Annotated in this window: 9 protein-coding genes; 3 read left to right on the forward strand and 6 right to left on the reverse strand. The window is 69.5% G+C overall.

The annotated features are described in order from the left end of the window. Positions 1–67 precede the first annotated feature (67 nt). A complete protein-coding gene (locus tag H4696_RS09165; RefSeq protein ID WP_086864943.1) occupies positions 68–922 on the reverse strand; it encodes an NAD-dependent epimerase/dehydratase family protein in 855 nt (284 codons plus the stop codon). Between the two features lie 102 nt (positions 923–1,024). On the opposite strand from H4696_RS09165, the gene H4696_RS09170 reads away from it, so the two are divergent. Beyond that, positions 1,025–1,783 carry an HpcH/HpaI aldolase/citrate lyase family protein gene (locus tag H4696_RS09170; protein WP_086864944.1) on the forward strand — a complete coding sequence of 253 codons (759 nt, stop codon included), beginning with the start codon at positions 1,025–1,027 and terminating at the stop codon, positions 1,781–1,783. A gap of 42 nt (positions 1,784–1,825) precedes the next feature. Beyond that, positions 1,826–2,170 carry a GNAT family N-acetyltransferase gene (locus H4696_RS51180; RefSeq protein WP_086864945.1) on the forward strand — a complete coding sequence of 115 codons (345 nt, stop codon included), beginning with the start codon at positions 1,826–1,828 and terminating at the stop codon, positions 2,168–2,170. Between the two features lie 34 nt (positions 2,171–2,204). On the opposite strand, the gene H4696_RS09180 is transcribed toward H4696_RS51180, so the two are convergent. The 5 genes from H4696_RS09180 to H4696_RS09200 form a co-directional block, all read right to left on the reverse strand. After that, positions 2,205–3,380 (reverse strand): CaiB/BaiF CoA transferase family protein, encoded by a 1,176-nt coding sequence (locus H4696_RS09180; protein WP_086864946.1) that lies wholly within the window; start codon positions 3,378–3,380, stop codon positions 2,205–2,207. A 21-nt stretch (positions 3,381–3,401) separates the two neighbouring features. Further along, positions 3,402–4,382 (reverse strand): glycoside hydrolase family protein, encoded by a 981-nt coding sequence (locus H4696_RS09185; RefSeq protein ID WP_086864947.1) that lies wholly within the window; start codon positions 4,380–4,382, stop codon positions 3,402–3,404. 302 nt (positions 4,383–4,684) lie between these two features. Then, positions 4,685–5,725, reverse strand: a complete 1,041-nt coding sequence (locus tag H4696_RS09190; protein ID WP_086864948.1) for an MAB_1171c family putative transporter — start codon at positions 5,723–5,725, stop codon at positions 4,685–4,687. Continuing rightward, positions 5,718–6,191, reverse strand: a complete 474-nt coding sequence (locus tag H4696_RS09195) for a hypothetical protein (protein ID WP_249027248.1) — start codon at positions 6,189–6,191, stop codon at positions 5,718–5,720. The genes H4696_RS09190 and H4696_RS09195 overlap by 8 nt, the downstream gene beginning before the upstream one ends. Next, the gene (locus H4696_RS09200) at positions 6,188–6,613 is read right to left on the reverse strand and encodes a helix-turn-helix domain-containing protein (protein WP_086864951.1); all 426 of its coding nucleotides are present in this window, start codon (positions 6,611–6,613) and stop codon (positions 6,188–6,190) included. Before H4696_RS09200 ends, H4696_RS09195 begins: the two co-directional genes overlap by 4 nt. A 248-nt stretch (positions 6,614–6,861) precedes the next feature. On the opposite strand from H4696_RS09200, the gene H4696_RS09205 reads away from it, so the two are divergent. Beyond that, on the forward strand, positions 6,862–16,002 hold the full coding sequence (locus H4696_RS09205) for an RHS repeat-associated core domain-containing protein (RefSeq protein WP_192782190.1): 9,141 nt from the start codon (positions 6,862–6,864) through the stop codon (positions 16,000–16,002). Positions 16,003–16,020: the final 18 nt, after the last annotated feature.

Genomic DNA, 16,020 nt, shown 5'->3' on the forward strand with positions numbered 1-16,020 from the left:
GTTCACGATCGTGCTGAGGCGCCCGCGTCCGCATCGGGTGAACACGCAGTCCGGCCGGGCGCGGCCCTTACCCCCGCAGCTCCGCCACCGCGTCGAGGTGCCGCGGCGCCCAGCCGAGTTCGCGTCGCGCGCGGGCCGACGTCAGCCGCTGGTCCAGCGCGAACGCCTCGGCGATCGGTCCCATCCGGTCCACCGCCTCCTCGAGCGACAGCGTGCTGACGCGGCCCGGGCACCCGGCGGCGTGGGTAAGGGCTTCGACGACGTCCCGCACCGGCACGTTCTCGCTCACGCCCGCGTACACCGATTTCGCGGGCGCGCGCAGGGCGAGTACGTACAGCTCGGCGATGTCCTCGACGTGCACGAGGGCCCAGTGGTTGGCGCCGTCGCCGATCACGGGGACGGCGCCCGCCGCGCGGCCAGGGCCGGCGAAGAACGCCTCGACGAGCCCGCCGCCGAGGCCATAGACGAGTCCGGGCATCACCAGCACCGGGTGGCCGCCGCGGGACAGGACGCGATCCTCGTTGGCGCGGCGCCACGCCGTGATCGCCGGCGGGGACTGGGGTGCGTCTTCGTCCACGACGCCCGCGGTGTTCCCGTAGACCCAGACGCCGCCGGTGTGCACGTACGGCCCGCGGTCGCCGAGGCCGTCCTGCAGCGCGTCCGCGGCCGCGCGGTCGACGTCGGCGGTGTCGTCGCCGTAGTGCTGGCCGAGGTGGATGACGCCGCCGGCCGACGCCGCGGCTTCGCGGAGGACACCGGCGTCCGTCAGCTCGCCCGGGACCGGCCGCGCGCCCAGTTCGGTGAGCGTCCGCGCCGCGGCGTCGCTGCGGGCCAGCGCGCTCACCTCGTGCCCGTCCCGCACGAGTGCCCGGACGGTGGCGCGGCCGACGTACCCGGAGCCGCCGGTGAGGAAGACCTTCATTGCCAACCCTTCGTGGTCGTGGTGGTTCGCCCTCCACTCTCGGCCGCACCCGGCCGTCGCGTCCAAGACCCTTTCCGGCGCCTTTGATACCTTCGGGGCACCATGACCGCGACGACGTTCCTGTTCGTGCCCGGCGACCGGCCCGACCGCTTCGGCAAGGCCGTGGCCAGCGGCGCCGACGTCGTGCTCCTGGACCTCGAGGACGCCGTCGCCCCGGCGGACAAGGACACCGCCCGCGCGGCGGTCGGCACGTGGCTCGACGGCGGTGGCACCGCGATGGTCCGGATCAACGCCCCGGGCACCCCGTGGTTCGAGGCCGACGCCGCGCTCGTGGCGGCGCTCGGCGTGCCCGTGGTCGTGCCGAAGGCCGAAACTCCGGGCGTGCTCGCCGGGTTCCGCGAAGTCGTGGCCCTCGTCGAAACCGCGCGGGGCGTCGAGCGGGCCGGCGAGCTGGCGGCCGTGCCGTCGGTGACGCGGCTGGCGTTCGGCAGCGTCGACCTGGCGGCGGAACTGGGCGTCGCCCCCGAAGACCCGGAGCCGTTCGCCTACGCGCGTTCGCGGCTGGTGATCGCCTCCGCGGCGGCGGGACTGGCCCCGCCGGTGGACGGCGTGACGACGGACCTGCGCGACGACGAACGGCTGGCCGCCGACGTCCGGTACGCGCGCCGGATGGGGTTCGGCGGCAAGCTGTGCGTCCACCCACGGCAGATCGCGCCGGTCCGGGCGGGCTTCGAGCCCACGGAAGCCGAACGCGCCTGGGCCCGCCGGGTCTTCACGGCGGGCGCCTCGGTGTCCACTGTGGACGGGAAGATGGTGGACAAGCCGGTGCTGGCCAGGGCCCGCCGGATCCTGGGGGAGTGAAGCCGGTGGCGCACCAGGTCGAGCTGCGCCGGCTCCGGCCGGGTGACGCCGAGTTCTGCTTCGAGGTGCACCGCGCCGCGCTCGGGGGAGTACGTCGACGCGATCTGGGGCTGGGACGAGCCGGTGCAGCGTGCCTACCACGACCAGAACTTCGACGTGGCGCACACGCGGGTGATCACCGTCGACGGCCGCGACGCCGGCGTGCTGACCGTCGAAGAAGCCGGCACGGAAGTCGTCCTCGGCCTGATCGAGCTCGTCCCGGCGTACCAGGGCCGCGGCTTCGGCGGGCACCTCGTCCGGGAGCTGGCCACCAGAGCGGCCTCACGCGGCCGGGACGTCGTGCTCCGCGCGCCCGCGCGTTCTACGAGCGGCTGGGTTTCGTCGTGACCGGCCGTCCCCGCGAGCACAAGATCGCGATGCGCTACACGGCTCCCTGACGCCGCAACGCTTCCACGTCGAAACCGAACTCGGCCAGCACGGCGTCGGTGTGCTCGCCCACGTCCGGGACCGGGTCCATCCGCGGCGCCCGGCCGGGGACGGTGATCGGCGGCAGCGTGGCCCGGATCGGCCCGGCCGGGGTCGCCACCTCCGCGAACCGGTCGCGTGCCGTCAGCTGCGGGTGCGCCAGGACGTCGGGCAGCTCGCGGCGGCGGGCGTGCGCGATCCGGCCCGCCGTCAGTCGCGCCTCGAGCTCAGTACCGGTCAGCCCGGCGAAGATCGCGTCGATCTCCCGCTCCAGCACGGGCCGGTTCGCGACGCGGGCGCTGCCGGTCGCGAACCGCTCGTCGGTCACCCACTCCGGGCGCTCGACCGCGTGCTCGCAGAACGCCGCCCACTCGCGGTCGTTCTGCACGGCCAGCACCAGCTCCGTCCCGTCCCCGGCGGCGAAGGTGCCGTAGGGCGCGATCGCCGGGTGGCTGGTGCCGGTCCGCGGGGGCGGCGTCCCGCCGTAACCCGCGTAGTAGAGCGGAAAGCCCATCCACTCGACCAGCGAGTCGAACAGGCTGACCTCCAGCTCGGTGCCCTGCCCGGTGCGCTCCCGGTCGTAGAGCGCGGACAGGATCCCGGAAAAGGCGTACATCCCGGCCCCGATGTCCGCGGCCGGGATGCCGCTCTTGGCCGGCTCGGTCTCCGACCCGGTCACCGAAACCAGCCCGGCTTCGGACTGGATGAGCAGGTCGTACGCCTTCGCGTCGCGGTAAGGCCCGCTCGAGCCGTACCCCGACACCGAGCACGTGATCAGCCGCGGCCGCGACGCGCGGACGGCCGCCGCGCCGAGGCCGAGCCGCTCGGCGACGCCTGGGGCGAAGTTCTGCACGAAGACGTCGGCCCGGTCCAGCAGGGCCGCCATGACTTCACCCGCGGCGTCGCTCTTGAGGTCGAGCGTGATGCTCTCCTTCGACCGGTTGAGCCAGACGAAGTGGCTGGACAGGCCGTGCACGGTTTCGTCGTAGGCGCGAGCGAAGTCGCCGCTGCCCGCCCGCTCGATCTTGAGCACCCGCGCGCCGAGGTCGGCCAGGTGCCGGGTGGCCAGCGGCGCGGCGACCGCTTGTTCGCAGGACACGACGGTGACGCCGTCGAGGGGCAACGAGGGCATGGCCGCATCCTGCCACCGGGGTCAGACGGCGCGGGCGATGGCGATGTTCCCGGCGAGCCGCGCGCCGGCCTCGTAGATCATGTACTCCCGGCCCTGGTAGGTGCCGAAGCTCGGTGCCGCGCAGCGCCCGTTGTCCGGGGCGCCGGAAAGCGGTGAGTGGAACACCCCGAGGTGGACGCGCTTCGAGAAGTCGTTGCCGACCTCGGTGATCATCAGCTGCCCGCCGTGGGCGATGTCGGTGTTGTAGACGACGTACGTGCTGTCGTTCCGGAAGAGCAGGTGCGGGCCGCCGATGTCCGAGGCGCCGACGTCGGTGTGGCGCACGAGGGGAGTCTGCGAGAACGTCCAGTTCAGCGCGTCGGGCGACCAGCCCCAGCCGATGTCTCGGTGGTTGGTGGTGTTGTTGAGCATGAAGACCATGACGTACCGGGCGTTCTTCGCCGGCAGGTCGTGGCGGAACACCCGGGCGTAGGACGTCTCGGTGGTGCCCGCGGGCTGCAGCCGCGTCGAGAGGACTTCCTTCTCGTAGGTGAAGTGGATGCCGTCGGCCGAGCTGGCCAGCCGGGTCACGGTGTTCTCGCCGTGGAAGTACAGGTAGACCCGCTGGACGTCGTCGTTCCACAGGGCGTGCGGCGAGGAGACGTGACTGACCGAGTACTCGCCCGGCCAGGAGTTCTTGATGATCGGGTTGGCGGCGTACTCGGTGAACTCCTCGTCGAGGGAGTTCGCGTACGCCAGGCAGATCCCGCCGGGCGCGTCGTGCGGGGCGTAGTAGAGGTAGTACGCGCCGAGCGCGCCCGGGATGCGGCCCTTGGTCCCGCGGACGCAGGGGAAGATCAGCTCGCCGGTGGGGTTGTAGCGCAGCTTGCTCTTCACGAGGGCCAGGCGCTGGTACCGGTAGTCCGGGAACCCGGCCGGTGCCGCGGAGGCGGTCCCGGGCAGGAACGCGGCCGCGCCGAGCGCGGCGGTGCCGGCCAGCAGGCCGCGGCGGGTGAGGGTCATGGCCGCTCCTTCGTCGTCGAAGTGTGCCGCGACGGTGGCATGGGGCCGGGGTGAGGTCAAGGGAGTGATACGTATTACTGCTTCCAGGGCAGCGGTGGGGGAGTTTCGGGCAAGGAGACCCGCCTGGACTCCAGCAGCCACCTGGTCGTGGTGAACACGGCGGCGGCCGCCGCCGGTTCGGAGGGCGGGAGGTGCAGTTCCCCAGCTAGCGGAACCGTCAGAGATCGAAAGCCGCGATGATCGCTTCGCGTTGGGCGCGTGTGGCGCCGAAGTAGGCGCGCGAAACTGATGTTCGAGGCGCCTCAGTGAGAACTGCGTTCGAGGCGGAACGCGTCCGCGACGTCACACAGGTACATGGTGTCGCTGTCGAGGTCGAGCCCGCCGGTGACAGGTTTTTCCGTCCGCGCAGGCGAAGCGGTTTTGGCGCGGGCGGCGATGGCCGCGGTGATCACCGCGGCCTCGACTGCCGTTTCGCTGGTGGCGCCCGCGCGTGATGCGTCGGCGACGTCCGCGTCTCGGTAGGGTTGCAGTTCGAGCAGGCCGTCGCGGATCTCTATCACTCGTCGATAAAGCCGCATGCGCATGTTCCAGAACCCGACTCGCTGAGTCAGCGCGATGGCCGGATTCGCCTCGTACAGCGCGTGCCACAAAGGCTGCAGCCGCAGGTACTGCTGGTATCGGCGCCGCCATCCGGCTACCGCGGGAACGGCGACACCGAGCAGCACGAGAAGATATGCGGTGTTGGGTGCCACCGCGCTGACCACGAACAGGTGCCCCAGCTCGTAGTCGAACGCGAACCGCCCAGACGCAATGAGCACGACCTTGTTCACGAGATAGACCAGGGCCAGCGCCGTGCCGCCGACGACCAGGTGCAGACCCACCCTCATGGCACGATCTGCGGTGTTGCGTGCGTGGCGCAGGCAGAGGCGGATCACGTTGCCGAACGCCGGCGTCAGCGTGAGCACGTAGACGACCCAGTATTCGAACACCCAAGGCGATTGCGGCCGCAAGTCCGGGCTCAACGTGTACAGAAGGAACATCAACGCGAGCATGCCCACCGCCCACCACACGTTCCAGCGACTGCGCGGCAGGCCATTCAGCTGGGCCATGACGTCCTGTGCCGACCACGCCACGAGAACCATGCACGCGTGCCCCGACAGCCAGGGCAGGTTGACCGAACCACTCAACCAGGTGATCGTCTGTTGACCTGCCGGAGTCAGCACGGTGAGCGATAGTGCCAGGCCCAGCAGCAACCGGCGGACCTCGACGTCGCGCCCACGCCAGCCGAACAACAGCAGCCATGCGACGCACGGCGGGACGTAGCGGACCAGCAGTTCACCCATGGAAGCCGTCCAAGGCGTTGCGCAGCCGGTCTGTCAGGGTCGCGTCGGTGCGGGCACGGTGGCGGATCAGCGTCGCCAGCATCTCTGCCTCGCGTTCCTCGTCCGTCGAGTATCCGCCACGACCCAGTACACGTTCCACCAGCGTCGGATCGAGGTTGGGCAGTAGTGGTTTCGCCTGCTCTGCCAGACTGAACGAGACCGGGTAGTGGTCGCACAGCACGTGTGCCAGCTCGTGCAGGATGATGTGCTCCCGATGGGGAGGAGTTGTCTCGAGTTCGTAGAAGATCAGGTCGACGGACTCGGTGGCGACCCACAAACCGCAGACGCCGGTAAGGCCCGGCATCGGCACCAGCTTGATCGGCCGTCCACGCCGGGCGGCGATCCGCTCGGTCAGCACGTCGAGGTCGAACGGTACGGGAATCTCCAGCCCCCGGAGTCGCCCGGCACATCGCCTGCGCAGGCTCACGGTCTGCCGTCCGACTCGGGTAACCCCTCCAGCTCCCGGACCCGCTCGACCATGTCGGCGATCGTTGCAAGACTCTTCTCGGACAACCCGGTGGCGCGTAAAGCGATCTGCCGCACCGGCGTGTTCCGCAACGCGGTCAACAGCGCCAGCTCGGCGTCGATCCGCGCAGCCGCGGCGTCGTCGAAGAAGTAGGCGGGCGGCACGCCGAAGAACTCGGCCAACGCCTCCAGGTGACGTTTTGTCGGATTGTCTCGCTGCCCCTTGCGCAGCTGCCACACGTAGCTCGCCGAGATCGTCGGCCCGCCTCTGGCCTTGATGGCCTCGGCGACCTCCTCGAAGGTGTACTCACCACCGTCGCTCGCGCGCACGGTGCGAAACAGATGATCGACCCGCGCGGCCAGCGCTCCAACGTGCCCGGACATGGCCGCCATCATAACTGTCGGCATCAACCCCTGCGAAGGAGAAACGGCCGCTGGATTCGCGCCAGTTGACACTGGCTGTCTTCTACAGTCTACTGACGAAGGCATCACGTCAACTGAAAAAAATGGGCGCGGTAGCGGGGGAGGACGCTGCCACGATCCAGCCGCGGTGAGGGCGTTGAGGTGAGGGGAACCGTGTGACGAGGGGACTTCGTGCTGGCCGTGTCCGCAGATCCAAGCTGATACGCGCAGTGGCGCTCGGCCTGGTCGCGGTGTTGCTCGGCGGCATCGGTGCGGACGCTCGGCTGGGCCACAGCCCGGACGGGTACCGGACCGCCGCAGCGCCGGGACAGCGGTGGGGCACCGCTGCGGGGCTTTCACATCTGGCCGACGGGGCGGTCAACCGAACCCTGCCGACGACGGAACGCGGCCGCTACCCCCGGTTGCCGGCGATAGCCGAGCCGCCCAACGCCGCTTCGGCGGAGCTGGGGCCCAGTGGGGCGCATACCGGCTTCAACCGCGCTGCCAGCACGGAAGTACTGGCCGCACGGGACGCATTCAAGAAAGTTTACGCGAACACCGACGGCACCGAGACCACGGAGTTGTCGACGACGCCGGTTCACTATCGCGGCGCCGACGGAACCTGGCAGCCGATCGACACGACCGTGGTGCCGGGCACCGACGGTGGCTGGCGCAACACCACCAACGCCGTCGCGCTCGAGTTCGCCGCGCGCGCCGACCACCCTGAACTGGTCCGGGTGGGGGTCGAGGGCGGACACTCGCTCGCCTACGGGCTCATCGGTGCCGCACCGGTGGGCGGCACCGTGCAGGGATCGACGGTCACCTACGCGGGCGTCCGGCCGGGCGTCGACATGCGGTTGGCGGTCCAGCCCGGCGGGGTGAAAGAAACCCTTGCTCTCCAACGTAACCCGGCCGACAACACGTTCACGTTCCCGCTGCGGCTCAGCGGGCTCACGGCGGCCTTGGCCGACGGCGAAGTGGTCTTCACCGACGCCGCCGGAACCGCCCGTGCGGTCATCCCGCGCGGCGACCTCACCGACGCGGCCGGAGTGCGTTCGACCGCCGTCGGCTACGAACTCGTCGATGGCGCGCTGCGCGTGACAGTGGATCGGGGCTGGCTGGCCGATCCTGCCCGCAAGTACCCGGTGGAGGTCGACCCGACCGTCGGACCGCCGCTCAATTCGGACGCCGCCGACGGCGCCATGTACGTGCGCGGCTCCGGCTCGGCGGAAGGCAAGGCAGAACTCCAGGTCGGCAAGCTCGACGGCGCGTCGACGGCGTCCTACGTCGCGTTCGGCCGCCTGGTCGACAGCCTCAAGTTCGAGTCGATCTACGGCGCCCAGCTGATGGTCGGGAACTACTTCGCGAACTCATGCCGGGCCCGGCCGGTGACCGTGCACCCGGTGACCCAGGCATGGACGTCCACCGGCAGTTACTCCTACCCGGGACCGGCTGTCGGCGCGGCACTCGGGTCGAAGTCGTTCGCGCACGGGTTCGTCGAGGAAGGACACTCCAGTTCTGCCTGTCCGCCGGCGGCCGAGCTGATCGATCTCGGCCTCGCCGGCGTCAACCTCGTGCAGGGTTGGGTGAACGGCACCACCCCGAACTACGGTCTCTCATTGCGTGGGGACGTCTCGGACCCGTTGAGCGGCAAAAAGCTCACCGGGACCGCGACCGACAACCCGCCTCGGCTCTACGTCACGCACAGCCCGTACAACGCGACCTATGCCATGCCGAAACCGGTGCCGGACCCGCCGGTGCTGCAGAACCAGGACGGTCGTGTCAAGTTCACCGTCACCAACCGCGGCGCCGCGGCGTGGACGCCTGAGCAGTATTACCTCGCTTACCGTGCCTACAACGCGACGACCGGCGCCGCCGTCGGCCAGCAGCGGTCCGCGAGCCTGCCCGGCACCATCGCGCGGGGCGCGAGCGTGACCCTGGACGCGACCATCAAGTCGTTGCCGCCCGGCACGTACTTCCTGGACTTCTCCATGGTCGGTCCGGGAGGTGTCTTCTTCACCGACCACCTGGTGTCACCACTGCGGCTGAGCCTGCAGATCATCGACATCGCGCCAGTGGTGCAGGAACTCTATCCACCCAATGGGTATCACGCGCCGACCCTGACGCCGACGCTGTGGGGCCGGGCGCTGGACATCGACGCGCCGCCGGGCAGCTCGTTGTCGTTCAAGTTCGAGCTGTGCGAGGCGAACGACGCCGGGAACCCGGTGAACTGCTTCGACTCCGGCTACCAGAATTCGCAGGCGTGGTCACCGCCCGCCGGGAAGCTGTCGTGGGCCAAGTCGTACCTGTGGCGCGTGTTCGTCAAGGATGCCGGCAACGAGGTGACCTCGCCGCGGTCGACGGTGCTCACCGAGGTACCTCAGCCCGAGATCACCTCGCACTTCGCGGGAGCCTCGAAGAGCGCGGACGACCAGGACTTCGACGGGCAGTCCGGGAACGTGACGACCGCGGCGGTGGACGCGTCGGCCGCGACCGTCGGCCCCGAACTGTCGGTCGCGCGCACCTACAACAGCGCCGACCCGCGCCGGAACGGCCTGTTCGGCGCCGGCTGGACCAGCCGGTTCGACATGCGGCTGGTGCCCGACGACGACGGCTCGGGCAACGTCGTCGTCACGTACGCGGACGGCCAGTCCGTGAGGTACGGCCGCAATCCCGACGGCACGTACGCGACCGCGTCCGGGCGGACGGCCGTACTGGCCCCGGTCTCAGGTGGCTGGACGCTCGACGATCGCTCCGGCACGGTGTACGCGTTCTCGTCCAGCGGACGGCTCACCCGCATCACCGACAACGCGGGCCGCGCCCTCGTGCTGACTTACAACAACACCGACGGCATGCTCGCCAAAGCCCAGGTTTCCACCAGCCAGACCAACACGGCCGGTCGCGCGCTGCGGTTCACGTGGACGGGCGCGCATGTCACCACGGTCACGACGGACCTCAACACAACCTGGAAGTACACCTACACCGGGGATGTGCTCACGTCGGTGTGCGCGCCGGACAACAGCTGCACCCGGTACACGTACGCCCCCGGTTCCCACTACCGCACGGCGGTGCTCGACGACCGGCCCGATTCCTATTGGCGGCTCGGCGAAGGCCAAGGCACGGCGGCAGGCAGTGACGTGGCCATCAACCTCGGCAAGGACGCCGGCACCTACACCACCGTCACCCTGGGTACGCCCGGCGCGGTGGCGGGGTCGGCCGGGACCGCGGTCACGTTCAACGGCACGTCCTCCCGGCTCGATCTGCCGAAGGGCACGCTCAAGAAGAGCCGGGACAGCGCGGTGGAGCTGTGGTTCAAGGCGAACCCGACCGGCACCGGCGGCCCGCTGCTCGGCTACCAGGACAAGGCGTTCGACACCGTGCCGGGCCGGGGAGTCCCGATCCTCTACCTCGGCACCGACGGCAAGCTGCACGGCCAGTTCGGCGCGACGACCATCGCACCGCTGGCGTCGCCGGGCACGGTCAACGACGGCCGGTGGCACCACGCCGTGCTGTCGTCGATGGGGACGACCCAGACGCTGTACCTCGACGGCGTACAGGCAGCGCAGGCTACCGGCGTCACCGTCGACCACTCACTGTTGACGTTCAACCAGATCGGTGCCGCGTATGCCACCGGGACGTGGCCGGCGTGGGGGAACGCCGGAAAGCAGTTCTTCGCCGGCGCGATCGACGAGGTCGCCGTCTACGCGCACCCACTCGGTGCCGCCGCCGTCTCCGCGCACTACCGGTACGGGACCGGCGCGGCCGACCAGCTCACCAAGATCGCGATGCCGAGCGGTGCCCAGGCGGCGGCCGCCACCTACGACACCGCGCTCGACCGCGTGGCGACGTATACCGACCGCGACGGCGGCACGTGGAAGATCGGCGCGCCGCTCGTGTTCGGCGACGACACCGACTTGCGCCGGACCGTGCAGGTCCTCGACCCGACCAATCGCCCGAACCTCCACGAGTACGACGCCCTCACCGGGGTGCTCCTGCGTTCCGGCCTGCCACTGGCGCTGGAGATCCGCGACGAGGACCGGCCCGGTGGCCCGGTCCCGCCACCGCCGACACCGGTCGACAAGTGCGAGAAACCCGATCCGGCCGATCCACAGTTCTGCACGGTGATCCCCGGGGACGCCGGCGGGCCGGTGTTCGTCACGCAACCGACCGGGGGCCTGGCGATCCGCACCTACCAGTACGACAAGGCCGGCAACCTCACCGTCGCCACCAACGAGAACGGCGACTCCATCACCATGACGTACGACGGCCAGGGTCACCCGGTGTCGACGAAGACGTGCCAGTCGGCCGGCGTCTGCCAAACCAGCTACACCACGTACCCGGCGACCGCGCCGGACCCGTCCGACCCACGCAACGACCTGCCGCTCGAAACCCGCGACGGCCGCTCGGCGAGCGCCACCGACACCACGTACCGGACGAGCTACACCTACTCGTCCTCCGGGAACCTGAGCAGCCAGACCACACCGGACGGCAACGTCGTCCGATCCACCTACACAGTCGGCGCGGAGGCCGCCGTCGGCGGCGGGATCGTGCCCGCGGCACTCCCGCTGACCAGCACGGACGCGCGCGGCAAGGTGACGAGGTTCGGCTACTACGCGAACGGCGACCTGGCGAAGGTCACCGAACCGTCGGGGATGGTGACCAACTACACGTACGACGCGCTCGGCCGGCAGGTGACCGAGACGGAGGTGACCGACACGTTCCCCGCCGGGGTGACCACCACGACGGCGTACGACGCCTTGTCCCGGCCGGTCAGCGTCACCGGGCCGGTGACCACGAACGCCGTCGACGGCACCCGGCACCAGCGCCGCACGGTCACGACCTACGACGTCGACGGCAACGACACCCAAGTCGACGACGCGGACCTGCTCGGCGGCGACGCCACGCGCACCGTGAAGACCGAGTACGACGAGAGCGGGCGGGCCATCAGGGTCGTCGACCCCGAGGGCAACGAGACCACGTCCACCTACGACCGGTCCGGCAACCGGGTATCCACTGTGGACGCCAACGGGAACCGGTACGACTTCGCCTACACCGCGAGGAACATGCTCGCGGAGATCAGGCTGCGGGCGTACACGGGTGACACGAATGGCGGCCTGACCGGCGACTACCTGGTACTGCACTCGTATTCGTACGACTACGCCGGCCGCAAGGTCAGCGACACCGACGCGATGGGCCGTCGCACCGAGTACCTCTACACCGGCGACGACAAGCTGCGGAAAGCGGTGTTGAAGAACTTCCACGACCTCGACGGTTCGACCCGTGACTACGTCCTCTCGGACGTCACCTACGACGGCGCCGGCAACGCGGTCAAGCAGGTCACTGACAACGGCGCGTCGACCGTCACGGCCACCTACGACCGGGTCGGCAACATCCTGACGTCCACTGAGGACCCGACGGGTCTGGCCCGGACGACTACGTACACCTACGACGCCACCGGGAACGTCACCCGCACCAGCCGGAACGGCAAGGCGTCGAACGTGCCGTGGTCGATGTCCCAGGACGCCGAGGTCGTCGATCTCACCTACGACGACAGCGGCAACGCGGTCAGGCAGACCACCTCCACGGGCGACACGACGCTGGTCAGCACGTCCGCCTACGACCAGCGTGGCAACCTCGTCGCCGACACCGACCCGCGCGGCAACGTGACCGGCGCGGACCCGGCCGCGTACACGACGAACTACACCTACGACGAATTCGGCCGGCGGACCGTCGTGACCGGCGCTCCGGTGAACGTCGAGAACGGCGGCGCGGCGGCGACAGTGCGACCGGTCGCGACGACCGGGTACGACACGTTCGGCGAACCCGTGGCGATCAAGGACGAGGCCGGTTCGGTCTTCCGCACGGCCTACGACAGGCTCGGTCGCGTGGTCACGCAGACCAAGCCCGCGTACACGCCGCCGGGAGCGTCGACCGCGATCACACCGGTCCTCCGCACGTCGTACGACGGCCTCGGCAACGTCGTGGAGGTCACCGACCCGCTCGGCAACGCGCAGCGGTTCGGCTACGACCAGCTGAACCGGCAGGTGAGCAGCGACAAGCCGTTGGCGAACAACACCGACCGGGCCGTCTGGCGCGCCACCTACACCAGAACGGGTCAGCGACTGTCCACAACAGACCCGCTGGGCGGTCGGACCGAGGCGACGTACGACGACCTCGACCGCCCGATCACGTCGACTCAGGTGGAACGCTTCCCGCGGCTGGACAACCTGACCACGCGACTGACCTACGACGACCGCGGCGCCGTCACGGCGACCGCCCAGCCGTCCGGCGCGACCGCGCGGAACACCTTCGACACCCTCGGACAGCTGATCCGCCAGACCGACGCGAGCGGGGTCACCACCCAGTACGGCTACGACAAGTCCGGGCGCGCGGTCCGGCAGAGCGACGCGGCCGGGAGGACCAGCCAGACCAGCTACGACCGGATCGGGCGCGTGGTCGCCACGTCGAACCTCCGGCCGGACGGCACCACGGCTCGCATCCAGCGCCAGACCTACGACGCAGCAGGCAATCCGACGTCCGCGACCGACGCGAAGGGTGCGGTCACGACCTTCGAGTTCGATGCGGCGAACCGGCTGACCACCCAGACCGAACCGGTCGCCGCGGGTTCGTCGATCACCACCTCGTTCGGCTACGACGCGGCAGACCGGCGGACGCGGTACACCGACGGCCGTGGCAACTCGACGTACTTCACCTACAACGTCCTCGGCTTGCCCGAATCGGTGATCGAGCCGCCGACACCAGCCTATCCGGCTGCCGCCGACCGAACCTGGACAGCCGGCTACGACGCGGCAGGAGCCCAGGTGCGGACGATCATCCCCGGTGGTGTGGCGACGACCACGGCGTACGACGCGGCCGGACGCGTCACCCAGCGGACCGGGACCGGCGCGGCGACGCCGACAGCCACGCAGAACCGGGCGTACGACGCCGTGAACCGGATCACTTCCGCGGGTGACAACACGTTCACGTACAACGACCGCGGCCAGCCGCTGACCGCCCGTGGCCCGTCGGGAAGCGCCGACCTCGCGTACGACGTCGACGGCAACCTCACCGCGCGGACGGACGCGGCGGGCACGGCGACGTTCGCCTACACCAACGGACGCCTCAGCAGCACGACCGACGGGTTGACGCAGGTCACCGAAACCCTCGGCTACGACGCGACCGGCCGCGAGTCCACCATCGGCTACGGCGGTGGGCGCACCCGTACGTTCACCTACGACGACCTCGGCCGTACTGACACCGACGTGCTGCGCAACGGCACCGGGCAGAATGTCGCCGCGATCGATTACGGCTACGACGACAACGACAACCTCACGAGCAAGACGACCAGCGGTTTCGCGGGCTCGGGCAGCAACACCTACGGCTACGACCAGGCCGGCCGCCTGACCTCGTGGGCGACGCCGAGCGGGACGGTCACCTACGGCTGGGACGCGTCCGGTAACCGTGTCGCCGCTGGTGGCAAGACGTCGACCTACGACGCCCGCAACCGGCTGACGGCCACTGGGGATGTCAACTACGCGTACAGCGCACGGGGAACCTTGAACAGCGCCGGTGCGCGGACGTACGGCTTCGACGCGTTCGACCACAAGATTGCCGACGGTTCGACGACGTACGCCTACGACGACCTCGACCGGCTGGTTTCCCGTGGTGGCACGAAGTTCACGTACGCGGGCACCGATGACACCCCGGTGGGCGCCGGGGCCGAGAAGATCGCTCGCGACCCGGACGGTGATCCGCTGGCGGTCGGCGACAGCCTGGTCGTCGCGGACGAACACGGGGACGTCGTCGGCGGGTTCGGAGCCGGCGACCCCCTCGCCGCGCTGCCGGATTCGACGACGTACGACCCGTTCGGTCAGGTCGCGGCGGCTCAGGGCGATGACGGGTCTCTGGGCTACCAAGGTGATTGGGCCGATCCGGACACCGGCAACGTCGCCATGGGCGCGCGGTGGTACGACCCGTCGACCGGGCTGTTCCAGTCGCGGGACCAGGCGACCTACACGAGCGGTGACTCGGTCTTGGCCAACAGGTACGCGTACGGAGCGGCGAATCCGCTGAACTACGTGGATCCGGACGGGAACTGGCCGTGCCTGAAGCTGAGCTGCCTGAAAAACGACGCCAAGCAGATCGGCAACGCTGTCGTGCAGGGCGTTTCGGCGGTCGCCAACGTCGTCAGGACGACCTACAGGGGTGGCGAGGAGCTGTACAACAGGGGCAAGCAAGCCCTCGGCACGGTGTGGAACGGCCTGAAGTCGATCGGCACGAAGGTGCGCAACTCCATCAAAAAAGGCGTCAACGAGTTCCGCGAATTCGTCCGTGATCCGGGTGGATACGTCAAGCAGAAGGCCAAGCAGCTCTGGAGCTACGTCGAGAAGAAGAAGCACAAGATATCCGACGCGCTCCGGAAGGCCAGGGTGCACGCTCAGCAGAAGGCGCGCGAGGTGGCGAAGAAGATCGCGGATCACAAGATCACCACAACGGCCCTGGCCGCCATCGAGAAGACCGCCAAGACGGTTTTCATGCGCCCGAACAACCCGATCGGTGCGATCGTGTGGCTCGGTGGCCAGCTGGTCACGGGGGCGGCGAGCGTGATCATCCAGCCCAAGCTCCCGATCACGAACGTGGTCAAAGACACCGTCAAATCCGCCGAGAACCTGCGCGACAGCCTTGTGTGGAAGACCGTGGTGGCGATGTTCGAGGGGCAGGGCGAGGCGTACTGGGGCTCTGTCACCGCGTCGGCGGAGCTGGCCTCCTGGATAGCGCCCAAGGTGGCCGAGTCGATGCGGCAGCCAGAGTCTGCGTGGTGCCACAGTTGGCTCGACTGCGGCTGGCGGTCGGCCTGGACCATCGGTGCTGTTGCCAACGGAGATCCCCGCGTTCTGACCGACCTGTACAAGGGCACGGACTCGTCACCGGACTACATGACAGTCGATGCGTCGGTCATCCTCCCTTCGATGATTCACGGTCCTTCAGCGGGTCTGACCCTGACTCGGAACGGCCAGCTGTCGGTGTCCACAGGAGAGGTCATCGGAACTCCCGCGGTGGGCGCAGGATTTCGTCAGGGATGGTTCAAAGGGGACTTGAGTCGCGACGAGGTTGACAGCGGCGCGACCGGACCCGGTCTCAGCTTGGGCGTTAGCAGGGGTATTCGAGGGCCGTTCGGGCCCGCGGTCGGGTTGACGAGATCCCTCGGTGACGACGATCCGGTCTGGTCCATCGAGATGGGAGTAGGCGTCGGCGCCCCGTTGAGTCCGATGTCGACTGGCCCGGCCGACTTGACCGTGGGAATCGGTGACAGCAAGGTCCTATGGAAGTGCCGGAGCTGTGCACCGTTGCCGGGGCAGGGTTCGTGGTGACGAAGAAATCCGAAAGGT

The organism is Amycolatopsis lexingtonensis (genome assembly GCF_014873755.1).
Taxonomy (GTDB): Bacteria; Actinomycetota; Actinomycetes; order Mycobacteriales; family Pseudonocardiaceae; genus Amycolatopsis; species Amycolatopsis lexingtonensis.